21 protein-coding genes and 2 tRNA genes are annotated in these 21958 nt (G+C 54.3%); 13 read left to right on the top strand and 10 right to left on the bottom strand.

Annotated features, from left to right (window positions below; genetic code table 11):
* The first annotated feature begins 108 nt into the window (after window positions 1–108).
* Genes csgD through csgG form a run of 4 tightly spaced genes read left to right on the top strand, consistent with a single transcriptional unit; the run spans window position 109 to window position 2455 of the window.
* Window positions 109–759: a biofilm master transcriptional regulator CsgD gene (gene csgD, locus SOM82_RS07765; protein ID WP_154129099.1), complete on the top strand. Its 651-nt coding sequence runs from the start codon at window positions 109–111 to the stop codon at window positions 757–759.
* 4 nt (window positions 760–763) lie between these two features.
* Entirely contained in the window at window positions 764–1153 is a 390-nt protein-coding gene (csgE, locus tag SOM82_RS07760; RefSeq protein ID WP_154129098.1) for a curli production assembly/transport protein CsgE, read from the top strand.
* Window positions 1154–1178: 25 nt separating this feature from the next.
* Window positions 1179–1595 (top strand): curli production assembly/transport protein CsgF, encoded by a 417-nt coding sequence (gene csgF / locus SOM82_RS07755; protein ID WP_154129097.1) that lies wholly within the window; start codon window positions 1179–1181, stop codon window positions 1593–1595.
* Window positions 1596–1621: 26 nt separating this feature from the next.
* On the top strand, window positions 1622–2455 hold the full coding sequence (csgG, locus tag SOM82_RS07750; RefSeq protein WP_154129096.1) for a curli production assembly/transport protein CsgG: 834 nt from the start codon (window positions 1622–1624) through the stop codon (window positions 2453–2455).
* A 43-nt stretch (window positions 2456–2498) separates the two neighbouring features.
* Here csgG and SOM82_RS07745 read toward each other — a convergent pair whose 3' ends face one another.
* From SOM82_RS07745 to ghrA, 4 genes are all read right to left on the bottom strand, one after another.
* The gene (locus SOM82_RS07745) at window positions 2499–2981 is read right to left on the bottom strand and encodes a DUF1097 domain-containing protein (protein ID WP_320461165.1); all 483 of its coding nucleotides are present in this window, start codon (window positions 2979–2981) and stop codon (window positions 2499–2501) included.
* Window positions 2982–3077: 96 nt separating this feature from the next.
* A complete protein-coding gene (locus tag SOM82_RS07740) occupies window positions 3078–3632 on the bottom strand; it encodes a TorD/DmsD family molecular chaperone (protein WP_154129095.1) in 555 nt (184 codons plus the stop codon).
* A 20-nt stretch (window positions 3633–3652) separates the two neighbouring features.
* A complete protein-coding gene (locus tag SOM82_RS07735) occupies window positions 3653–4390 on the bottom strand; it encodes a phosphatase (RefSeq protein ID WP_320461164.1) in 738 nt (245 codons plus the stop codon).
* Window positions 4391–4483: 93 nt separating this feature from the next.
* Window positions 4484–5422, bottom strand: a complete 939-nt coding sequence (ghrA, locus tag SOM82_RS07730; RefSeq protein WP_154129093.1) for a glyoxylate/hydroxypyruvate reductase GhrA — start codon at window positions 5420–5422, stop codon at window positions 4484–4486.
* 232 nt (window positions 5423–5654) lie between these two features.
* Between ghrA and SOM82_RS07725 the strand changes: the two genes are divergently transcribed.
* From SOM82_RS07725 to SOM82_RS07715, 3 genes are all read left to right on the top strand, one after another.
* Window positions 5655–5742 (top strand) — tRNA-Ser (locus SOM82_RS07725).
* A 19-nt stretch (window positions 5743–5761) separates the two neighbouring features.
* Window positions 5762–5962, top strand: coding sequence for a hypothetical protein (locus tag SOM82_RS07720; protein WP_320461163.1), 201 nt, complete (start codon window positions 5762–5764; stop codon window positions 5960–5962).
* Window positions 5963–6063: 101 nt separating this feature from the next.
* Window positions 6064–6151 (top strand) — tRNA-Ser (locus SOM82_RS07715).
* A gap of 104 nt (window positions 6152–6255) precedes the next feature.
* Here the strand turns inward: SOM82_RS07715 and phoH are convergent.
* The 4 genes from phoH to efeU form a co-directional block, all read right to left on the bottom strand.
* A complete protein-coding gene (phoH, locus tag SOM82_RS07710) occupies window positions 6256–7044 on the bottom strand; it encodes a phosphate starvation-inducible protein PhoH (RefSeq protein ID WP_320461162.1) in 789 nt (262 codons plus the stop codon).
* A 499-nt stretch (window positions 7045–7543) separates the two neighbouring features.
* Entirely contained in the window at window positions 7544–8827 is a 1284-nt protein-coding gene (gene efeB, locus SOM82_RS07705; RefSeq protein ID WP_320461161.1) for an iron uptake transporter deferrochelatase/peroxidase subunit, read from the bottom strand.
* A gap of 5 nt (window positions 8828–8832) precedes the next feature.
* Entirely contained in the window at window positions 8833–9960 is a 1128-nt protein-coding gene (efeO, locus tag SOM82_RS07700; RefSeq protein ID WP_320461160.1) for an iron uptake system protein EfeO, read from the bottom strand.
* A 44-nt stretch (window positions 9961–10004) separates the two neighbouring features.
* On the bottom strand, window positions 10005–10838 hold the full coding sequence (gene efeU, locus SOM82_RS07695) for an iron uptake transporter permease EfeU (protein WP_320461159.1): 834 nt from the start codon (window positions 10836–10838) through the stop codon (window positions 10005–10007).
* A gap of 251 nt (window positions 10839–11089) precedes the next feature.
* Here efeU and SOM82_RS07690 point away from each other — a divergent pair, with 251 nt between their 5' ends.
* Window positions 11090–12274, top strand: coding sequence for a NupC/NupG family nucleoside CNT transporter (locus SOM82_RS07690; protein ID WP_154129088.1), 1185 nt, complete (start codon window positions 11090–11092; stop codon window positions 12272–12274).
* Window positions 12275–12365: 91 nt separating this feature from the next.
* Complete coding sequence (locus SOM82_RS07685; RefSeq protein WP_320461158.1) at window positions 12366–12785, top strand: DUF3574 domain-containing protein; 420 nt, start codon at window positions 12366–12368, stop codon at window positions 12783–12785.
* 57 nt (window positions 12786–12842) lie between these two features.
* Here the strand turns inward: SOM82_RS07685 and putP are convergent, their stop codons facing one another.
* The gene (gene putP / locus SOM82_RS07680) at window positions 12843–14351 is read right to left on the bottom strand and encodes a sodium/proline symporter PutP (RefSeq protein ID WP_154129086.1); all 1509 of its coding nucleotides are present in this window, start codon (window positions 14349–14351) and stop codon (window positions 12843–12845) included.
* A 487-nt stretch (window positions 14352–14838) separates the two neighbouring features.
* Between putP and putA the strand changes: the two genes are divergently transcribed.
* Together putA and SOM82_RS07670 are read left to right on the top strand one after the other, a co-directional pair.
* Window positions 14839–18801: a trifunctional transcriptional regulator/proline dehydrogenase/L-glutamate gamma-semialdehyde dehydrogenase gene (gene putA, locus SOM82_RS07675; RefSeq protein WP_320461157.1), complete on the top strand. Its 3963-nt coding sequence runs from the start codon at window positions 14839–14841 to the stop codon at window positions 18799–18801.
* 51 nt (window positions 18802–18852) lie between these two features.
* Window positions 18853–19248, top strand: a complete 396-nt coding sequence (locus SOM82_RS07670; RefSeq protein WP_154129084.1) for a lysozyme inhibitor LprI family protein — start codon at window positions 18853–18855, stop codon at window positions 19246–19248.
* Here the strand turns inward: SOM82_RS07670 and rutR are convergent.
* Window positions 19245–19883, bottom strand: a complete 639-nt coding sequence (gene rutR / locus SOM82_RS07665; protein WP_154129083.1) for an HTH-type transcriptional regulator RutR — start codon at window positions 19881–19883, stop codon at window positions 19245–19247. The two genes, SOM82_RS07670 and rutR, sit on opposite strands and share 4 nt — an antisense overlap.
* Window positions 19884–20173: 290 nt before the next feature.
* On the opposite strand from rutR, the gene rutA reads away from it, so the two are divergent.
* Together rutA and rutB are read left to right on the top strand one after the other, a co-directional pair.
* A complete protein-coding gene (rutA, locus tag SOM82_RS07660) occupies window positions 20174–21265 on the top strand; it encodes a pyrimidine utilization protein A (protein ID WP_320461156.1) in 1092 nt (363 codons plus the stop codon).
* Window positions 21265–21957, top strand: a complete 693-nt coding sequence (gene rutB / locus SOM82_RS07655) for a pyrimidine utilization protein B (RefSeq protein ID WP_320461155.1) — start codon at window positions 21265–21267, stop codon at window positions 21955–21957. The genes rutA and rutB overlap by 1 nt, the downstream gene beginning before the upstream one ends.
* Window position 21958 lies beyond the last annotated feature (1 nt).

Genomic DNA, 21958 nt, shown 5'->3' with positions numbered 1-21958 from the left:
ATGGTCTGATTCTACACACAGCAGTGCAACATCTGTCAGTACTTCTGGTGTCCCCTTGTCTATATCGGGGGACAGCTGCCAGGTGTTATAAAAAAGTGGGGTTTCATCATGTTTAATGAAGTCCATAGTTTACATGGTCATACATTACTGTTGATCACAAAGCCTTCCTTACAAGCGACAGCATTATTACAGCATTTGAAGCAGTCTCTGTCATTGAACGGGAAATTGCATAATATTCAACGTTCTTTTGATGATATTGCACCTGGCAGCATCATTCTTTTCGATATGATGGAAGCGGATAAAAAGCTCATCCATTACTGGCAAGATAACTTAAGCAGGAAAAACAATAATATCCGCGCGCTGTTATTGAACACGCCTGATGAGTATCCCTTCCGGGATATTGAAAGCTGGCCGCATATCAACGGCGTCTTTTACGTCACTGAAGACGAGACACGCGTGGTGGAAGGGCTGCAAGGTATTTTACGTGGAGAATGTTATTTTTCACAGAAACTTGCCAGCTATCTCATCACTCACTCCGGAAATTATCGCTATAACAGTTCAGAATCTGCGCTGCTCACGCATCGTGAAAAAGAGATTTTGAATAAATTACGTATTGGCTCTTCAAACATTGAAATCGCCCGGTCGTTATTTATCAGCGAAAATACGGTTAAGACTCATCTCTATAATCTTTTCAAAAAGATAGCTGTTAAAAACAGGACTCAGGCAGTTTCATGGGCAAACGATAACCTCAGGCGTTAACAACATGAAACGCACATTGAGTTGGGTAGCGGCAGCGGGCTTTCTGCTTGCTGCCGGGAATCTTCATGCTGTTGAAGTGGAAGTTCCCGGATTGTTAACTGACCACACTGTCTCCTCTATCGGCCACGACTTTTATCGGGCGTTTAGCGACAAATGGGAAAGTGATTATCCAGGCAACTTAACGATCAATGAGCGTCCCAGTGCTCGATGGGGAAGCTGGATCACAATAACGGTTAATCAGGACGTTATTTACCAGACATTTTTATTCCCAACCAAACGAGACTTCGACAAAAACGTCAGTTTCGCACTGGAACAAACCGAAGATGCGATCAATCGTCTGCAAATCGACAAGGCTCTATTGGGCACTGGCGATTTAGCAAAAGATGAATTCTAGCTACGTATAAGATCCGGAGGCTGTAATGCGTCTCGCACACACAGTTATTTCATTAATGTTGATTGCTCCATTAAGTTGGGCCGGAAATATGACCTTCCAGTTCCGTAATCCTAACTTCGGCGGTAATCCCAATAATGGGGCCTTCATGCTGAATGAAGCCCAGGCTCAAAACTCGTATAAAGACCCCAGCTATGACGACGACTTTGGTATCGAAACCCCGTCAGCACTGGACAACTTCACACAAGCCATTCAGTCGCAAATATTAGGTGGCTTATTAACGAATATTAATACCGGCAAACCAGGTCGAATGGTGACCAACGAATTTATTGTCGATATTGCAAATAAAGACGGGCAACTGCAGTTGAATGTCACAGACCGGAAAACGGGTAAAACATCCACGATCCAGGTTTCAGGTCTCGCCTCTAATTCAACTGACTTTTAAACAACAACGAAATAAGGACAATCATCATGCAGCGCTTTTTAATACTTGTTGCAGTGTGCTTATTGAGCGGTTGTTTAACTGCTCCACCTAATGAAGCCGCTAAACCCACGCTGATGCCTCGGGCGCAAAGCTATCGCGATCTGACTCATCTGCCTTCACCGACGGGTAAAATATTTGTCTCGGTCTATAACATTCAGGATGAAACCGGTCAGTTTAAACCTTATCCGGCGAGTAACTTCTCTACGGCAGTACCGCAAAGTGCGACCGCCATGCTTGTTACTGCGCTCAAGGATTCACGCTGGTTTATTCCTCTGGAACGTCAGGGGCTGCAAAACCTGCTGAACGAACGCAAAATAATTCGTGCAGCTCAGGAAAACGGCACCGTTGGGGTGAATAACCGCGTACCGCTGCAATCATTAGTGGCAGCCAACGTGATGGTCGAAGGGTCAATTATCGGCTATGAAAGTAACGTGAAATCGGGTGGTGTCGGGGCGCGTTATTTCGGTATCGGTGCTGACACGCAATATCAGCTCGATCAGATCGCCGTCAACCTGCGCGTGGTCAATGTCAGTACGGGTGAAGTTTTATCATCCGTGACCACCAGCAAAACAATCCTCTCGTACGAAGTTCAGGCCGGGGTATTCCGCTTTATTGATTACCAGCGCCTGCTGGAAGGTGAAATTGGCTACACCTCTAACGAACCGGTGATGATGTGTCTGATGTCAGCGATTGAAACAGGGGTTATCTTCCTGATTAACGATGGCATCGATCGCGGCTTGTGGGACCTGCAGAATAAAAATGACGTGAAAAATGAGGTGCTGGTGAAATACCGCGAAATGTCGGTACCTCCGGAATCCTGATTTAACGCGCAAATAAAAAAGCGAGCCCATCTGGCTCGCTTTTTTATTTGCTGAGAATCGATACGTTCTGCGCTCTTTCTCGTCGCGCTGCCAGCCAAAGCCCGCTGTTTTTCATTGCGTAGCCGAACACCAGCCCCAGAAGCAGAGAAGGAACAATGAGCTTCCAGTCCCCCTGCCCTGCAAACGTCGCGCAGGCGCCAATAAAGGTGCCAGGCACAAATGACAGCAGCAGATGTTTCGCCTGGATGCACATCAGAAACGCCACCACACCCGTCATCATGTAACCCACAATCTCAAGATGGGGCGCCAGCGCGCTACCGTGCATAATAATCAATGCCCAAACAACGCCGCTAATCATCGTGCAACCGGAAATAAACAGCCCCTTCACTCCGCCCTGCGGGCAGGCGAAATAAGCCGTACAGCCAAGGAAACCCGCCCAGCTGAGTAATCCCAGAGACACGGCCACCCATCCCCAAAGACCGGAGAGAATGCCTGTCGTGATTGCGATAGAAAGGAGTATGTTCATGGCGCGCATCTTATCAGAAACGCGCCAGGGAAATGAGATCATGAGCACATTATATGCAAAGTGAAATGTATCGTTGCATTACAAATGTGACTCAGATCACTCTTCGTTCTCTTCCTGTAATTCGTCCCACATCGCCGAAATAGCTTCGCGGGTCAAAGGTGCCATTGTCCGCCAGAATGGCGAAGCGGCGTGGGCTTCAATTTTGCCGAGGAAGGTTCCGCACCAGGGCAGCAGATAATCAGCAAACAACGTCTCAAGCGCTTCGCTCTCATCCTCTCCGGCATGGTCTTCAATCCACGATGCCGCCAGCAGCAGCGTACCAATATGATCGGCAGGTGCATCCGTCAGCGGCATCCCGCGTTCTGATAAAAACGCGCGGACTTCAGATTCCGTCGCTCCCTCTACCCATGCTGAACGATACGGCGAGACGCGGCCCTCTTCGCCCACGAACAGGGCGTTGTAATCGGCGGCAATCTGCTGCATGTCGCAGCTGTTTTGCAGGCGCTGCAGCAGCTCGTCTTGTTCGAGCGGCCAGTTATCCGCGAGCTTACCTTCACGAATCAGCGTAAAAAGCGGCACCAGCAGCGGATCTTGCGGTTGGCGATAGTACAAGGTGCCCAATACGCGGCAAAGGATCGAAAACTCGTTCATTTCATTTTTCCGTAACAATATTAAAGGTCAGCAAATTCAGTGACAGGAGCCATGCCGCGCGACGCCAGAAAATCGAGCATGCGGCGCGGGGTAACGTTCAGTATGCGCTCTTCCGGGAAACCGACCTCATCGAGAACTTTCCGGCACTCACCAAATTCCCCCAGCGTAAAGGCGGTGTGGGAATCAGAGCCCAGCGCCACCATCCCCCCCGCGTCACGCACCGCCGCCGCCACTGCGCGACAGTTGGCTTCGCTACCCATACGCGAGTGAGTAAAGGAGGAGTTATTGATTTCCAGCTCCACGCGATGTTTGGCCGCGGCCTGCGCCACCGCCTGAATGTCGATGGGGTACTTAGGATTTCCAGGATGGCTGATGATGTGCACGTTACCGCTGGCAATCGTCGCAATCATGGCCTGCGTATTGGTGTCTTTATCCTGAGGAGCAAAAACGGGCTCATGAAAACCGGCAATAATCAGATCGAGCGAGGTAAGCATCGGGCCAGTACAGTCGATCTCACCGTCCGTATTTTTAATGTTCGCCTCGATTCCGCGCAGTATCCCGACGCCATCCACCAGACGAGGCCAAATGCGCATATTCACAAAGTGCCAGTAATGCGGCGCATCAGCCATATCCGGACCATGATCGGTGATGGCAAAGAGTTTAATGCCCTTCAGCTTTGCTTGCGCGATATAGTCGTGGAGGGTGCTGTAGGCGTGGGTACTGGCGACGGTATGCATATGCAGGTCTACGGGATACATCTCTCTCTCCTCTGATGTTTTCCCAAAGGATAGCAGGTCTGGTCGGTGAATATTAGCAAAAACCCGGCCAGCGCCGGGTTCGCCTTATCAGCCTTAATAACCGCGCTGTCTGTCGACCTGCCCGGTTGCGGCTTTGCCCTGCTCAAGCAGGTTGATGGTGCGGGCAATATAGGCCACGGCTTCGGCTGGACGAGTCACCGCCGCCACGTGCGGGGTCATCGCCACGCGTGGGTGCGCCCAAAGCGGACTCTCTACGGGCAACGGCTCACTGCTATAGACATCGAGCATCGCGCCTTTCAGCTTACCCTTATCAAGAAGCTGAAGCAGATCGGGCTCCACCAGATGAACGCCACGCGCCAGGTTCATCACATAACTCTCATCCGCCAGCTGGCTAAGCAGATCCTTATTGATAATGCCCACCGTTTCGGCGGTGTTAGGCAACAAATTAATGAGCACACGGGTGCCGTTTAAAAATGCGGGCAGCTCTTCCTTGCCAGCAAAGCTTTCCACACCGGGGTAATCCTTGCGATTACGGCTCCAGCAGCGCAGCGGGAAGCCCCACGGCGCCAGCGCCTCGGCGACTTTTGAGCCCAGCACACCGGCGCCCAGAATACCGATGGTAAAATCTTCACGATGATAATCGGGTAGCGGCTCCCAGCAAGCGCGTTGCTTGAGCGCCTGGTAATCATCGAAGCGGCGGAACCAGTGCAACACCTGGCTGACGGCATACTCCTGCATTTGCTGACCCATACCGGTATCTTCCAGCCGGAACAGGGGAATATGCTCTGGCAACATTTCCGGATGGGCTTTTAGCTTGCTCAGTATCGAGTCCACGCCGGCTCCCAGCGCAAAAACAGCCTTCAGGTCACGCCCTTCCAGCATCTCGACCGGCGGGTGCCAGACCAGCGCATAATCTGCATGCTCATTATCGCCCCGCTTCCATTCGCGCACGCGCGCATCAGGCAATGCTGCTGACAGCGTCTTAATCCAGTAAGAAGTATCAAACGTCGGGTGATAAAAGATGATATCCATAGTGACTCCTGCCTTTTATTGCGATGTTTTATATGTCTTTTTAAGAGGATTATCAGAATAACAAATTAATGCGCAAAGTTCGTTGTTGATAAAAAAAGCGCTTTCAGCACATTTACGAATCAGGTTGCTTGAAGTTTGTTTAATCGCGCCAGATAAGTGAAAAAGTTGATTGACGACACTGCGGCTTTTCCTTACATTAGCGCCCGTCCCGACAGTAACGGGATGACAATACGGTGAGGTGTCCGAGTGGCTGAAGGAGCACGCCTGGAAAGTGTGTATACGGCAACGTATCGAGGGTTCGAACCCCTCTCTCACCGCCATATTTTAAGAAGAGCCCGCATGAAAATGCGGGCTTTTTTTTATGCCTGTTTTCTGGCTCTGCGGGTGGCGCGCTTACAACAAGATCATCGGGCGGAAGATGCCCGCGACGACGTTAAACGCGACGATGGCTACAGTGGCCGGACTGTCGCGTTATCCTCGATTTACCGCGTTTATCTCCTCCGATGCGACCCAAAAATCGTCGGGGTGATTATTGCTTAAGCGAACAGGCACTAAAGCTTAAAATAAGCTTGACCGTTTTCGTGCAACTCCCTATAGTAGCGCCCCGTTGCCCCCCAAGTGGTCAGGCAGCAAAACAATACGGTGAGGTGTCCGAGTGGCTGAAGGAGCACGCCTGGAAAGTGTGTATACGGCAACGTATCGAGGGTTCGAACCCCTCTCTCACCGCCATATTTAAGAAGAGCTCGCATGAAAATGCGGGCTTTTTTTTCGTCTGTCGTTTTTGACTGTAATAAAACAAAGCCCGGTTTCCCGGGCCTTGAGAGCAGCAAAACTCAGTAGTAGGCGTTCAGCGTGCGTTGACACAACGCCGAACGCACGCAATCGTCTTTGGTGAACCGCACCACGCCCACCATATCGTCTTCAACAAAACGCGCCATTGCGTCGCTCAGGCCAGATTTCACACCCGATGGCAGGTCGCACTGCGTGATATCGCCGTTGACGATAACGGTGACGTTTTCCCCGAGGCGCGTTAAAAACATTTTCATCTGCGCAGCGGTCACGTTCTGAGCCTCGTCGAGAATGACGACCGCATTTTCAAATGTACGTCCGCGCATATAGGCGAACGGCGCGATTTCCACCTTACCAATCTCTGGTCGCAGGCAGTACTGCATAAAGGATGCACCGAGTCTTTTCACCAGCACGTCATAGACGGGGCGGAAATACGGGGCAAACTTCTCTGAAATATCGCCGGGCAAGAAGCCGAGATCTTCATCGGCCTGCAATACCGGACGGGTGACGATTATTCTGTCCACATCCTTATGGATCAGAGCCTCCGCCGCCTTGGCAGCACTTATCCACGTTTTCCCACATCCGGCTTCACCGGTTGCGAAGATCAGCTGTTTACTCTCGATAGCATTCAGGTAGTGCGCCTGAGCTTCATTACGCGGGGCAATTGGAGAATTATCACGGCTGTCCCGCGCCATGCCAATTGCTTCTACGCCACTCATCTGCACAAGCGAGGTGACCGATTCTTCTTCACGCTGTTTATGGCTCCGTGAATCCCGTCTCAGCACACGTTTTGCTTCGCGACGAGCTTTGATCACTGCTTTTTGTCTTCCCATGGATAGCACCTTGAGTTGTTGGTATTCATCACACGCGCCGCTGGCGGCACGATTATGCGCACGAACATCTGAGGTTTGGCTTCCTTGTAAGCCATTGCTTGCCTTTTTAAATGACGATGCACAACGGCTACGCACACCGCTCTGCACGTCGGATACGTTATGTTGATTCAGTGAGGAGGGAAATTTTGTGGTGAAGAAATCGCTGCCGGAGTCTGAGCCTCCGCGCCGAATACTGCGGTTGTTATGTTTAACTTGTCCAGTACAGGACCCAACCATTCGCGATCTCCATAGTGATTCAATATCACTGCCGGGAACTACCGCTGACTTATAGTAAGTACATCAGGAATTATCATAAATGCAACATTTATTTTACCTGAGCGCAACTTACATACCCGGTCCGGCAGCGGGATTCAGTCTCTTACAGGAATATTACAGAAATATAACAGTGGGATAGTCATACAAAAAAATAATATCCCCGCTAAGCTTCGCGGGGATAATTTCAGGCTTCGATCAGCCCTTGCGCGAGATACGCGGTGTTATCGCGCACGCCCGGCAGAGCAAAGAAATAGCCGCCGCCGATGGGCTTTATGTACTCTTCCAGCGCCTCGCCGTTTAGCCGCTTCTGCACGGCCAGGAAGCCCTTCTCCAGATCGTGCTGGTAACAGACAAACAGCAGTCCCATATCCAGCTGCCCGGAGTTGGTCACCCCCAGCGAATAGCTGTAGCCACGGCGCATCATCAGGCTGGACTCGGTTTCCGGCGTTCGCGGATTGGCCAGACGAATATGGCTGTCCAGCGCGATCAGATTGCCCTCAGGATCGCTGGCGTAGTCCGGTACGTCGTGTTCATTTTTCATACCCAGCGGCGCACCGCTTTGCTTATCACGACCAAAAATCGTCTGCTGCTCTTTCAGCGGCGTCCGATCCCAGAACTCCACGTGGAACTGGATAATCCGTATCGCCTGATAGCTGCCGCCGACGGTCCAGGCGGGTTCTCCTTGATCCGCCGTCGTCCAGACCACGTTTTGCATTAACGCCGCATCACGGCTGTCCGGATTGGCCGTACCGTCTTTAAAACCGAGCAGATTAACCGGCGTCTCTTTCCCCTGACTGCGCGCGGCGTGATCGGAGATAAACCCCTCGCGTTTCCAGCGCACGCTCAGAAGATCCGGCGTGTGCTTAATAATATCGCGCAACGCGTGGATCACCGTGTCCTGGGTATTCGCGCAGATCTGGAGCAGCAGATCGCCATGACACAGCGCCGCATCCAGTGAGTCATTGGGAAAACGCGTCATCTTTTGCAGCGTCTTCGGTTTATGCTTCTCAAGCCCATAGCGGGCATCAAAAAGCGACTCACCGACGGAGACGGTCATGGTCAGATTATCCGGTGCAATGAACGCCCCCAGGATCCCCGAGTCCATCGGCGGCATGCGAGGGTTCGGCGTCTGTGGTGCAGGGCCTCCCGCCGTCAGAAACGCAATACGCTTCGTCAGCAGACGGAACAGACGCTCCAGATCCGCTTTGTCACTTGCCAGCGAATCAAACGCTACCACCATCATTGACGCCTGCTGCGGCGTCAAAATTCCGGCCTGATGCTCGCCGTAGAACGGCTGCGTTTCCATTCTTGCGTTGGGAGAGAGCGTGCCTGGCGCGCTTTGCGGTTTTGCCGCATGCGCCATCGGGCAGCCCCCAGCCAGAGCGAGCGCGCCACCAAGCGCCCCCACCCCTTTTAACAACCGACGCCGTGAAGGTTCAGCAACGTCGATCTCTTCATGCTTCTTCATAGGGCTTAGTCCAGACCGAGAACGCCACGCAGCTGAGCCAGGTCTTCCGCCAGCGTAGTAATCGGGCCTTTCAGCGCATTACGATCCGCATCGGTCAACTTATCATAGGTTTCATACCCGTCTTTGGTACGGTATTTCGCCAGAATGGTGTTCACTTTCTTGAAGTTGGCATCCACTTTGGCCAGCAGTTCGCTGTTATCTTTCTGCAGCTGCGGGCGCAGCAGATCGACAATTTTCTGCGCGCCTTCCACGTTTGCCTGGAAGTCCCACAGATCGGTATGGCTATAACGATCTTCTTCACCGCTGATTTTGCTGGCCGCCACTTCTTCAATCAGGCCTGCCGCGCCACCCACCACTTTTGACGGCGGGAAAGCCAGCTCGCTGATGCGTTTTTGCAGCTCCAGCACATCGCTGTTCAGTTGCTCGGCGTACTTCTCCATCCCTTGAGTGGCGTTGTCGCCAAACAGCGCTTTTTCCAGACGATGGAAACCGGTGAATTTCGGATCGGCGGCTTTCTGTTCATAGTCATCTTCACGGGCATCAATGCTTCCGTCGAGATCGGAGAACAGCTCGGCAATCGGCTCGATACGCTCGTAGTGCTGACGCGTCGGCGCATACAGAGATTTCGCTTTCTCGATATCGCCCGCGTTCACCGCGTCGGTAAACGCTTTGGTACCGGCAACCAGATCGGCGGTCTCTTTGGTCACGTAGGCTTTATAGGCGGTAATCGCCTCGCCAAGACTGAGCAACGCTTCACCTTTCGCCGCATCCGCGGTGGCTTCGCCTTTGACGATCAGCTTGCCTTTCGGATTGGTCAGCAGGCCGCAGGTCATGTCGTATTCGCCCGGCTGCAGGTTAGCGGTCATTTTCTGAGTAAAACCGGGCGCGATGTTCTCGCGCTCTTCAACCACCATCACGCCTTTGAGGATCTCCCACTCCAGCGCCTTCTGGCTGTGGTTCTGAATGATAAACTGCGTTTTGCCGCTGTTAACCGTGATCGTCATCGGTTCACACTGTTTATCGTTCACGGTGACTTTCACCTGAGGAATATCAGCCGCCTGGGCGGAAAAGGCATACGCAAACAGCGCTGCCACACCGGCCTGTAACGCACTACGACGAAATTGAATTGCCATGACCCTTCCCTTTCTAAAAGTATGTTGAAACAACACTCAGCGCATCAGGGCGCAGTACGCGACGGCTGAACGCCCGGGCGTGATGGCATAAAGAACAGCACCAGCGCCGGAATGAGATAGATGAAATACATCGCCACTTCGCTGACGCTCGGCGCTTCCTGATAGCCAAAAATACCTTCCAGCAGGGTTCCGGTCAGAGAGTGGGTAGAGAGGACGTTACTAAGATCGAATGCGACGTCCTGGAGATGGTTCCACAGGCCCGCCTCATGGAAAGCGCGAATCGCGCCTGCCGCCAGCCCTGCAGCCACCAGCAGAATGAACAGGCTGGTCCACTTGAAGAAAGCGCCGAGATTCAGACGGATGCCGCCCCAGTAAAGCATAAAGCCCAGCACCACGGCGGTGGCGAGACCCAGCACCGCCCCGAGCGGCGGCCAGATCCCCACATCCTGCTGAAATGCCGCCAGCAGGAAAAAGACCGACTCCAGCCCTTCGCGGGCCACCGCGAAAAAGACCATCCCAATCAGCGCCCAGCCGTGATGGTTGCCCTTTTGCAGCGCGGTATCCACGGCCTGCTCAAGCTGAACTTTGACGTTGCGTGAAACCTTGCGCATCCAGAACACCATCCAGGTGAGGATCACCACCGCAATAACCGCGACAATTCCTTCGAACAGCTCTTGTTCTTTTTGCGGGAACTCACCGGTGGTTTCATTGATCAGAATGCCAAGACCCAGGCACAGCGCGGCGGCGAGGAAAACGCCGATCCACATCACGCCTATCCAGCGCCCGCGTTGCGTTCGCTTCAGATAACTGGCGATCAGGCTGACAATTAAGGCCGCTTCAAGCCCTTCACGTAACATAATGAGAAATGGAACAAACATGCCGACACCTTAAATGTTAATCGCGGTCAACTGATGCAAAGAAAGGTAAATAACTGTGATAGTGATTATCATTACGACAAGAAGAAAAACAAGCGAAATGTGACGGGTTTTGATGACCAGTTGTAAATTGCTCGCCTGTTAATAGTTACGATGGTTATCGTTATGTCTATAACTTATAACGTAAATGCCCATTTACGGTTAACACGGCCTATGGCTAAATAAGCGCTTCGTTTACCTGCTGAAATTTTAATATGTATAACTTCGTTCATTTCCTGCTGGCGCTGGTCATTATTCTTGCGCTCGCCTGGCTGGTGAGTTTCGACCGCCGGAAAATTCGTATTCGCTACGTTTTACAGCTTATTGTCATTGAAATTGCGCTGGCGTTCTTTTTTCTGCACGCCGAAAGCGGTCTCTTCGTCATTAAATATGTCTCCGGTTTCTTCGAGTCTCTGCTGAAATTCGCCGCTGAAGGCACAAATTTTGTCTTTGGCGGAATGGCTGAAAAAGGGCTGGCGTTCATTTTCCTTGGCGTACTCTGTCCGATTATTTTTATTTCCGCGCTGATCGGCATTCTCCAGCACTGGCGAATTCTGCCGATTTTTATTCGCGTCATCGGGACATTGCTGTCAAAACTGAATGGCATGGGCAAGCTGGAATCGTTTAACGCCGTAAGTTCTTTAATTCTCGGTCAGTCAGAGAACTTTATTGCTTACAAAGGGGTGCTCGGCGATCTCTCTTCACGTCGCCTGTTCACCATGGCCGCCACGGCGATGTCCACGGTATCGTTGTCGATTGTTGGTGCCTATATGACGATGCTTGATGCCAAATATGTGGTCGCCGCGCTGATCCTTAATATGTTCAGCACCTTTATTATTTTGTCGGTCATCAACCCGGCGCGCCCGGAAGCAGAACCCGATATCAAACTGGAAAAGCTGCACGAATCGCAAAGCTTCTTTGAAATGCTCGGCGAGTATATTCTGGCCGGTTTCAAAGTCGCGATGATTATTCTGGCCATGCTGATTGGCTTTATTGCCATTATCAGCGCCGTTAACGCATTATTCTCCAGCGTATTTGGCATGAGCTTCCAGCAGATTCTGGGCTATGTGTTTTATCCGCTGGCGTGGCTGGTTGGCATTCCGCTGAGCGATGCCTTAAATGCGGGCAGCATTATGGCCACCAAGCTGGTCGCCAATGAATTTGTGGCGATGATTGAGCTGCAAAAAATTGCCGGACAAATGACCCCGCGTGGGCTGGGCATTCTCTCCATCTTCCTGGTCTCGTTTGCTAACTTTGCCTCTATCGGCATCGTTGCTGGCGCCATTAAGGGCCTGAACGAACAGCAAGGGAATGTGGTCTCTCGCTTCGGTCTGCGTCTGGTGTACGGCGCGACGCTGGTGAGCTTGCTGTCGGCAAGTTTTGCGGGGCTGGTGCTTTAATCCCGTTTGTCGAACAGGTGATTTGTAGGCCGGGTCAGCGTTAGCGCCACCCGGCTTTTTCTTGCAACAATAACAATGAGGATAGCGAACAATGACCATCAAAACAGGGCTTATGGTTGCCGCACTTTTCATGCTGGCAGGCTGCAACGCCCCCTCGCATACGGCTTCTGACGCCACCTGCAAAGTGGATAACCAGATGCAGCAAACCACGCTCTATTTCGGTCTGAATCGTCCGGCTGGTGCGGCCATTACCGGTCAGGAGTGGCAGCAGTTTGTCGATCAGGACGTCACGCCGCGTTTTCGCGATGGCTTAACGGTATTTGATGCGCGCGGACAGTGGCTGGGCAATGACGGGAAAGTGGCGCGTGAGCCAAGCAAAGCGTTGATGCTGATCCACGGGAAAGATGCCCAGAGCGAGAGCAATATCGAAGCGTTACGCGGGATCTATAAATCACGTTTTGCGCAGGAGTCGGTGATGCGCGTTGATCAGCCGGTGTGCGTGCAGTTCTGACAGAAAAAAAGCCGGGCGGCGACGTCGCCTTACCCGGCTTTGAAAACCGATTAACGCTTAGTCAGGCTGCAGCTTTGATGGCGGTGCCGTATGGTAATGCGCATCTGCTTCGGCAAAACGCTGCGTCATTGAGGCAGACGGCGCTTTGCCCAGCAGGCTAAAGACCACGATCCCGATGCTGGCGAAGATAAAGCCCGGAATGATTTCGTACAGATCCAGCCACGCGAAATGTTTCCAGACGATGACCGTCACCGCACCAATCAACATCCCCGCCAGTGCGCCGTTACGCGTCATGCGCGACCAGAGTACCGAGAACAGCACAACCGGGCCAAACGCCGCACCAAAACCGGCCCAGGCGTAACTGACCAGGCCCAGCACGCGGTTCTCCGGGTTCGCCGCCAGCGCAATGGCGATCAGCGCCACCAGCAGCACCATAAAACGCCCCACCCAGACCAGCTCTTTCTGGCTCGCGCCTTTACGCAGAAACGCTTTGTACAAATCTTCGGTAATCGCGCTTGAGCACACCAGCAACTGACAGCTAAGGGTGGACATCACCGCCGCCAGAATCGCCGACAACAGGATCCCGGCAATCCACGGGTTAAACAGAATTTGCGCCAGTTCGATAAACACCCGCTCGGCGTTCTGGTTCACCGCGCCCGCCTGCCCCGGGTTATTGGTAAAGTAGGCGATACCAAAGAACCCCACCGCCACGGCACCGGCCAGGCAGAGGATCATCCACGTCATACTGATCCGGCGCGCATGAACGATGGTGTGGTGAGAATCTGCCGCCATGAAACGCGCCAGGATATGAGGCTGACCGAAATAGCCCAGGCCCCAGCCCATCAGCGAAATGATGGCAACAAAGTTCAGCCCTTTCAGCATATCGACGTTTTCGATACTTTTTTGCTTAATCACTTCCAGCGAATCGCCAAAGCCGCCAACGGTGAAAATCACAATCACCGGCGTCAGGATAAGGGCAAAAATCATCAGACTTGCCTGCACGGTATCAGTCCAGCTCACCGCCAGGAAACCGCCGACGAAGGTATAGAGAATGGTTGCAGCGGCCCCGGCCCACAGCGCGGTTTCGTAGCTCATGCCAAAAGTGCTCTCAAACAGACGCGCGCCTGCCACGATGCCTGACGCACAATAGATGGTAAAGAACACCAGAATCACCACTGCGGAGATAATGCGCAGAACGCGGCTCTTATCCTCAAAACGACCGGTGAAGTAGTCCGGCAGCGTCAGCGCATTGTTATTCACTTCAGTATGAACACGCAGACGCCCCGCCACCAGCTTCCAGTTGATCCACGCTCCGACAGTCAGGCCGATTGCAATCCAGCTTTCCGAAATACCGGAGATGAAAATCGCGCCCGGCAGCCCCATCAGCAGCCAGCCGCTCATATCGGATGCGCCCGCAGAAAGCGCCGTCACCATCGGGCCTAAACTGCGTCCACCCAGAATATAATCATCAAAACTATTGGTTGATCGCCATGCCAAAAACCCTATCAGGATCATGCCAAAAATATAAACGAGAAATGTCACCAGCATCGGTGTGCTAATTGCCATTCGAAATCTCCAAAATGATAAAGCGACAGCCTTCCCGGCTGCCTTGTTATTCGGTCACCGGAACGGGGTGACAATGTTTAAGCGCCATCTTTCACGCCACTTTTGCCTTGCCAGCATCGTCAGCAACATGAAGGATTTTGCGTATCTGTTTTATCGGGCGGGCGTATCCTGCCGTATACGCTTACCTTGCACAAATGATTTAACACTGCATTTACATCAAATTCATCCCTGGTTTTATAGGTCTTTCGTATAGGTTGCACTCGCTCACGCTTTTATCGGTTGCACCTTTAAAAAGTGTTAAGTGCCGCATATAAACAGGCCGCAAAGGCAGAATCCAGCTATTTTTTCCAGCTAACTTCCGGTTAACAATCCATTCATTTTTCAGCTTGCAAACCAAGTCACATTTAACACGGTTGCACAAAGTTGCAACATGGTGGATATTTCACGCTAACCACGAACATCACGACAGATCAACAGGAGCTTTGGCATGGGCATGACCACCATGGGGGTTAAGCTGGATGACGCGACCCGCGAACGGATTAAGAGCGCCGCAACCCGCATTGACCGCACACCGCACTGGTTAATTAAGCAGGCCATTTTTAATTATCTGGAACGCCTGGAAAATGAAGAGGCCTTACCGGAACTGCCTGCGCTACTGGCCGGTGCAGCGAACGAAAGTGAAGATGTCACCGCCGCCGCCGAAGAGAACCACCAGCCGTTCCTCGACTTTGCCGAGCAGATCCTGCCGCAATCGGTGAGCCGCGCGGCCATCACCGCCGCGTATCGCCGTGCCGAAACCGACGCCGTGCCGATGCTGCTGGAGCAGGCTCGTCTGCCTGAACCGGTTGCCTCGCAGGCGCACAGCCTGGCGTATCAGCTCGCCGATAAACTGCGTCACCAGAAGTCAGCCAGCGGTCGGGCCGGTATGGTTCAGGGGCTATTGCAGGAGTTTTCCCTCTCCTCGCTGGAAGGCGTGGCGCTGATGTGTCTGGCCGAAGCGCTGCTGCGTATTCCGGATAAAGCTACTCGCGATGCGCTAATCCGCGACAAAATCAGCAACGGCAACTGGCACTCTCATATTGGCCGTAGCCCGTCGCTGTTCGTCAACGCCGCGACCTGGGGCCTGCTGTTTACCGGCAAACTGGTCTCCACCCATAACGAAGCCAATCTCTCTCGCTCCCTGAACCGCATTATCGGTAAAAGCGGCGAGCCGCTGATCCGCAAAGGCGTGGACATGGCGATGCGTCTGATGGGCGAGCAGTTCGTCACCGGTGAAACCATCTCTGAAGCGCTGGCCAATGCCCGCAAGCTGGAAGATAAAGGGTTCCGCTACTCCTACGACATGCTGGGCGAAGCCGCGCTGACCGCCGCCGACGCGCAGGCTTATATGGTCTCCTATCAGCAGGCCATTCATGCCATTGGTAAGGCCTCGAACGGGCGCGGTATTTATGAAGGTCCGGGCATCTCAATTAAGCTCTCCGCCCTGCATCCGCGCTACAGCCGCGCGCAATATGACCGCGTGATGGACGAGCTGTACCCGCGTCTGAAATCGCTCACGCTGCTGGCACGCCAGTATGACATTGGGATTAACATCGACGCCGAAGAGGCCGACCGTCTGGAGATCTCCCTCGATCTGCTGGAAAAACTGTGCTTTGAGCCGGAGCTGGCAGGCTGGAACGGGATCGGCTTTGTCATTCAGGCCTATCAGAAACGCTGCCCGTTTGTGATTGATTATCTGATTGACCTGGCTTCACGCAGCCGCCGTCGCCTGATGATCCGTCTGGTGAAAGGCGCGTACTGGGACAGCGAAATCAAACGTGCGCAAATGGACGGTCTGGAGGGGTATCCGGTCTACACCCGCAAGGTTTACACCGACGTCTCTTATCTTGCCTGCGCGAAAAAACTGCTCGGCGTGCCGAACCTGATTTATCCGCAGTTCGCCACCCACAACGCCCACACGCTGGCGGCGATCTACAGCCTGGCCGGGCAAAACTACTACCCGGGCCAGTACGAATTCCAGTGCCTGCACGGCATGGGCGAACCGCTGTATGAGCAAGTCACCGGTAAAGTCGCTGACGGCAAACTGAATCGACCGTGCCGTATTTATGCCCCGGTCGGCACCCATGAAACGCTGCTGGCCTATCTGGTGCGTCGTCTGCTGGAAAACGGCGCGAACACCTCCTTCGTGAACCGGATTGCCGATACCACCCTGCCGATCGATGAACTGGTTGCCGATCCGGTGCAGGAGGTCGAAAAAATGGCCGCGCAGGAAGGCCAGATCGGCCTGCCGCATCCGAAGATCGCCCTGCCGCGCGAACTCTATGGTCACGATCGCATCAACTCTGCGGGGCTGGATCTGGCAAACGAGCATCGTCTGGCGTCGCTCTCTTCGGCTCTGCTTAACAGCGCCCTGCAAAAATGGCAGGCCAAACCGATTCTTGAGCAGCCCGTCGAAGCAGGCGATATGCAGCCGGTGATTAACCCGGCAGAACCGAAAGATATTGTCGGTTTTGCTCGTGAGGCCACCGCACAGGAGGTCGAACTGGCGCTGGAAAATGCCGTGAACAACGCGCCAATCTGGTTTGCCACCCCGCCGCAGGAGCGCGCCGCGATCCTCGAACGTGCGGCCATTCTGATGGAAGATCAGATGCAGCAGCTGCTTGGCATTCTGGTACGCGAAGCGGGGAAAACCTTCAGCAACGCTATCGCCGAAGTGCGTGAAGCGGTCGATTTCCTGCACTACTACGCCGGTCAGGTACGCAACGACTTTGCCAATGAAACCCACCGTCCGCTGGGGCCGGTGGTCTGTATCAGCCCGTGGAACTTCCCGCTGGCCATCTTTACCGGCCAGATTGCTGCCGCGCTGGCCGCCGGTAACAGCGTGCTGGCGAAACCCGCTGAACAGACGCCGCTGATTGCCGCTCAGGGCATCCAGATCTTGCTCGAAGCCGGTGTGCCGGCAGGCGTGGTGCAGCTCCTGCCGGGACGCGGTGAAACCGTCGGCGCGGCGCTGACCTCCGACAACCGCGTGCGCGGCGTGATGTTTACCGGCTCAACCGAAGTCGCCACCCTGCTGCAACGCAACATCGCCACCCGTCTTGATCCGCAGGGGCGTCCGACGCCGCTGATCGCCGAAACGGGCGGGATGAACGCGATGATCGTTGACTCCTCTGCGCTCACCGAACAGGTGGTGGTGGATGTGCTGGCCTCGGCCTTCGACAGTGCCGGACAGCGCTGCTCCGCCCTGCGCGTGCTCTGCCTGCAGGAAGATATCGCCGACCATACCCTGAAAATGCTGCGCGGCGCGATGGCGGAATGTCGCATGGGCAACCCGGGGCGTCTGACGACCGATATCGGGCCAGTGATTGACGCCGAAGCGAAAGCCAACATCGAACAGCACATTCAGGCGATGCGCGCCAAAGGCCGTCCGGTCTTCCAGGCCGTACGCGAGAACAGTGAAGACGCCCGCGAATGGAACAGCGGTACGTTTATTGCGCCGACCCTGATTGAACTCACCAGCTTTGATGAGCTGAAAAAAGAGGTCTTTGGTCCGGTGCTGCACGTGGTGCGCTACAGCCGCAACAATCTTGAGGCGCTGGTCGAACAGATTAACGCCTCCGGTTATGGATTAACGCTTGGCGTGCATACCCGTATCGACGAAACCATTGCTCAGGTGACGGGCAGCGCAAAAGTGGGCAACCTGTACGTGAACCGGAATATGGTTGGCGCGGTGGTCGGCGTGCAGCCGTTCGGCGGCGAGGGATTATCAGGAACCGGTCCGAAGGCCGGTGGTCCTCTCTATCTGTATCGCCTGCTGGCGAACCGCCCGGAAAATGCCCTCAGCATGACCCTGGCGCGTCAGGATGCAGACTATCCGGTGGATGCGCAGTTGAAAACCGTACTGACCCAACCGCTTGAGGCGCTGGCGAAGTGGGCAGAAAAACGCCCAGAATTGCACGCTCTTTGCCAGCAGTATGGTGAACAGGCGCAGGCAGGTACGCAGCGTCTGCTGCCGGGTCCTACCGGCGAGCGCAACACCTGGACGCTGATGCCGCGCGAGCGCGTATTGTGCGTAGCGGATAACGAACAGGATGCGCTGATCCAGCTGGCAGCGGCAACAGCCACCGGTTGCGAAGTGCTGTGGCCGGAAGATGGTCTGCATCGCGATCTGGCCAAACAGCTGCCGAAAGAGGTCGCGGCACGCATCCACTTTGCGAAACCGGATGTGATCACCGCGCAGACCTTTGACGCCGTGATTTACCACGGCGATTCCGATCAGCTGCGTGAGCTGTGCGAGCAGGTTGCCGCTCGCAACGGGGCGATCGTTTCGGTGCAAGGTTTTGCCCGCGGCGAAACTAACCTGCTGCTGGAGAGGCTGTACGTTGAGCACTCTCTCAGCGTCAACACTGCCGCCGCTGGCGGAAACGCCAGTCTGATGACAATCGGCTAACGCTGTGATAATAAGGCTCCGGAGACGGAGCCTTATTGATATGGTGAGACAATGAAAAAAGTATTTATAGCGGGAGCGGCTTTGCTGCTCAGTGCCAGCGCACTGGCGGATGAATGCGCCAGTGCGACAACCCAGACCGATCTGAACACCTGCACCGCGCAGCAATATCAGGCGGCAGATAAAAAACTGAATCAGACTTACCAGGCCGCCATGAAGCGCGCTGCCGCGCCCCAGCGTGATTTGCTGAAAAAGGCCCAGCAGGCGTGGATAGCGTTGCGTGATGCCGACTGCGCCTTTGCCGGATCCGGCACCGAAGGCGGCAGCATACAGCCAATGATCATTAATCAGTGCATGACGGAAAAAACCGCCGAACGCGAAGCCTTCCTCGCCTCGCTGATGCAGTGTGAAGAGGGCGATTTAAGCTGCCCCCTTCCCCCGGCGAATTAACGCAGACGTATCCCTTCGATAATCATCCGTTGCACGTTATCGACCGCACTCTGGAAAAACGCCTCGTCCTGAAGCGTTTTTCCGGTTACCGCCTCAACCTGACTGGCAAAGTCGGCATAGTGTTGGGTTGAAGCCCAGATCATAAAAATCAGGTGATGCGGGTCTACCGGTGCCAGTTTGCCGCTTGCGACCCAGCCGGCAATAATCGCCGACTTCTCATCAATCAGCAGCTTGAGATCCCCCGTCAATTCTGCCTGCAACAGCGGCGCACCCTGCAGCATCTCCAGACAGAACAGCTTTGAGGCCTGCGGATAGTCGCGGGAGACTTCCAGCTTGAGACGAATGTACTCTTTTATCGCCAGAAGCGGCGTCAGCTCTTCGCGAAACGCCTTTAAGGGCGCCAGCCAGATATCCAGAATTTGCTGCAATACTGCAACATAGAGCGCTTCTTTGGACGGGTAGTAATAGAGCAAATTGGTTTTCGATACGCCGGACAGCTCCGCCACCTGCTCCAGGCGCGTGCCGTGAATGCCGAACTGCGAAAACGTCTCCAGTGCGGCTTGCAAAATGGCCTGCTTTTTGGCGCTCACCGCCCGCGACCGTTTACCTGGTGTTTGCACTGCACCTTGTGTCATGCGCGCTCTCCTTGTTGATGTGCCATCAGCATAGCAAAACCCCTCGCTTCTCACGACCTTCTGCACCTCAATCGCGCATAACTGCCTGCTTTCTGTGCATTGCTTTTGACCGTTTAGTCCACTTTTGCATGCCATTTTCAACAACCATTAATTAACACATTAATAACAATAGAGTTTTCAAAACTGGCATCACCTTTGCAAAACCGACTTCACGAGGCTGAACAGGAAATGCAGGATGCAGCGCCACGTCTGACTTTCACCCCACACATTGTGATGAAGAGAGGTTCGTGATGAAAATTGGCGTATTTGTCCCCATCGGTAACAACGGCTGGCTTATCTCTACCCATGCCCCGCAATACATGCCGACCTTTGAACTGAACAAAGCCATTGTGCAAAAGGCCGAGCACTACCATTTCGACTTTGCGCTCTCAATGATCAAGCTGCGCGGGTTTGGCGGTAAAACCGAGTTCTGGGATCACAACCTGGAATCCTTCACCCTGATGGCTGGCCTGGCTGCGGTCACCTCACGTATCCAGATCTACGCTACCGCCGCCACCCTCACCTTGCCCCCGGCGATTGTTGCGCGAATGGCATCGACCATTGACTCCATCTCCGGCGGCCGGTTTGGCGTCAATCTGGTGACCGGCTGGCAGAAACCGGAATACGAGCAGATGGGGCTGTGGCCCGGCGACGACTATTTTTCACGCCGCTATGACTATCTCACCGAGTATGTCCAGGTGCTGCGCGATCTGTGGGGCACCGGTAAGAGCGATTTTAAAGGTGACTATTTCACCATGAACGACTGTCGCGTCAGTCCGCAGCCCTCAACACCGATGAAGGTGATTTGCGCCGGGCAGAGCGATGCGGGGATGGCGTTCTCCGCGCAGCATGCAGATTTCAACTTCTGCTTCGGCAAAGGGGTGAATACCCCTTCAGCCTTCGCGCCGACGGCGGCCCGCATGAAACAGGCGGCGGAACAGACCGGCCGGGATGTCGGCTCCTACGTGCTGTTTATGATTATCGCTGACGAAACCGACGAAGCGGCCCGCGCGAAGTGGGAGCACTATAAAGCCGGAGCCGATGATGAGGCCCTGAGCTGGCTGACCGAACAGAGCCAGAAGGACACCCGTTCCGGGTCGGACACCAACGTGCGCCAGATGGCAGATCCTACATCGGCGGTAAATATCAACATGGGTACGCTGGTCGGCTCTTACGCCAGCGTGGCGCGAATGCTCGACGAAGTCGCCAGCGTGCCAGGAGCCGAAGGCGTATTACTGACCTTTGACGATTTCCTTGCCGGTGTCGAAGCATTTGGCGAACGCATTCAGCCGCTGATGCAATGCCGGGCCCATCTCCCGGCGCTCACCCGGGAGGTGGCGTAATGACCCGTTTACCCGCCCGTCCGGAAGCGATCTCCTTTGTGCCGCAGCAGAGCGCACTGATTGTGGTCGATATGCAAAACGCCTACGCAAGCCAGGGCGGCTATCTTGATTTGGCCGGTTTCGACGTCTCCACCACCCGCCCGGTGATTGAAAATATCCGCACCGCCGTGGCGGCCGCCCGCGCGGCTGGGATGCTGATTATCTGGTTCCAGAACGGCTGGGACGATCAATACGTGGAGGCCGGTGGCCCCGGCTCGCCTAACTTCCATAAATCCAACGCCCTGAAAACCATGCGTAAACAGCCCGAGCTACAGGGAAAACTGCTGGCAAAAGGCGGCTGGGATTATCAGCTGGTCGATGAGCTGGTCCCGCAGCCAGAGGATATCGTGCTGCCCAAACCGCGCTATAGCGGCTTTTTCAATACTCCCCTCGACAGCCTGTTGCGCAGCCGTGGTATTCGCCATCTGGTCTTTACCGGCATCGCCACCAACGTCTGCGTCGAATCGACTCTGCGTGACGGCTTTTTCCTCGAGTATTTCGGCGTAGTGCTGGAAGACGCTACCCATCAGGCTGGCCCGGCGTTCGCGCAGAAAGCCGCGCTTTTTAATATCGAAACCTTTTTTGGCTGGGTCAGCAATGTGAATGATTTTTGCGAAGCCCTTTCACCGTCCTCTGTAGCCCGAATCGCGTAGG

This window comes from Lelliottia sp. CFBP8978 (assembly GCF_034046055.2).
Classification (GTDB): Bacteria; Pseudomonadota; Gammaproteobacteria; order Enterobacterales; family Enterobacteriaceae; genus Enterobacter.
The sequence above is the reverse complement of the archived record's forward strand: the minus strand, read 5'-3'. Positions and strand labels throughout refer to the sequence as shown.

Coding starts and splice junctions, on each gene's coding strand:
- csgD (WP_154129099.1), top strand. CDS start 109: ATGTTTAATGAAGTCCATAGTTTACATGGTCATACATTACTGTTGATC.
- csgE (WP_154129098.1), top strand. CDS start 764: ATGAAACGCACATTGAGTTGGGTAGCGGCAGCGGGCTTTCTGCTTGCT.
- csgF (WP_154129097.1), top strand. CDS start 1,179: ATGCGTCTCGCACACACAGTTATTTCATTAATGTTGATTGCTCCATTA.
- csgG (WP_154129096.1), top strand. CDS start 1,622: ATGCAGCGCTTTTTAATACTTGTTGCAGTGTGCTTATTGAGCGGTTGT.
- SOM82_RS07745 (WP_320461165.1), bottom strand. CDS start 2,981: ATGAACATACTCCTTTCTATCGCAATCACGACAGGCATTCTCTCCGGT.
- SOM82_RS07740 (WP_154129095.1), bottom strand. CDS start 3,632: ATGAACGAGTTTTCGATCCTTTGCCGCGTATTGGGCACCTTGTACTAT.
- SOM82_RS07735 (WP_320461164.1), bottom strand. CDS start 4,390: ATGTATCCCGTAGACCTGCATATGCATACCGTCGCCAGTACCCACGCC.
- ghrA (WP_154129093.1), bottom strand. CDS start 5,422: ATGGATATCATCTTTTATCACCCGACGTTTGATACTTCTTACTGGATT.
- SOM82_RS07720 (WP_320461163.1), top strand. CDS start 5,762: ATGAAAATGCGGGCTTTTTTTTATGCCTGTTTTCTGGCTCTGCGGGTG.
- phoH (WP_320461162.1), bottom strand. CDS start 7,044: ATGGGAAGACAAAAAGCAGTGATCAAAGCTCGTCGCGAAGCAAAACGT.
- efeB (WP_320461161.1), bottom strand. CDS start 8,827: ATGAAGAAGCATGAAGAGATCGACGTTGCTGAACCTTCACGGCGTCGG.
- efeO (WP_320461160.1), bottom strand. CDS start 9,960: ATGGCAATTCAATTTCGTCGTAGTGCGTTACAGGCCGGTGTGGCAGCG.
- efeU (WP_320461159.1), bottom strand. CDS start 10,838: ATGTTTGTTCCATTTCTCATTATGTTACGTGAAGGGCTTGAAGCGGCC.
- SOM82_RS07690 (WP_154129088.1), top strand. CDS start 11,090: ATGTATAACTTCGTTCATTTCCTGCTGGCGCTGGTCATTATTCTTGCG.
- SOM82_RS07685 (WP_320461158.1), top strand. CDS start 12,366: ATGACCATCAAAACAGGGCTTATGGTTGCCGCACTTTTCATGCTGGCA.
- putP (WP_154129086.1), bottom strand. CDS start 14,351: ATGGCAATTAGCACACCGATGCTGGTGACATTTCTCGTTTATATTTTT.
- putA (WP_320461157.1), top strand. CDS start 14,839: ATGGGCATGACCACCATGGGGGTTAAGCTGGATGACGCGACCCGCGAA.
- SOM82_RS07670 (WP_154129084.1), top strand. CDS start 18,853: ATGAAAAAAGTATTTATAGCGGGAGCGGCTTTGCTGCTCAGTGCCAGC.
- rutR (WP_154129083.1), bottom strand. CDS start 19,883: ATGACACAAGGTGCAGTGCAAACACCAGGTAAACGGTCGCGGGCGGTG.
- rutA (WP_320461156.1), top strand. CDS start 20,174: ATGAAAATTGGCGTATTTGTCCCCATCGGTAACAACGGCTGGCTTATC.
- rutB (WP_320461155.1), top strand. CDS start 21,265: ATGACCCGTTTACCCGCCCGTCCGGAAGCGATCTCCTTTGTGCCGCAG.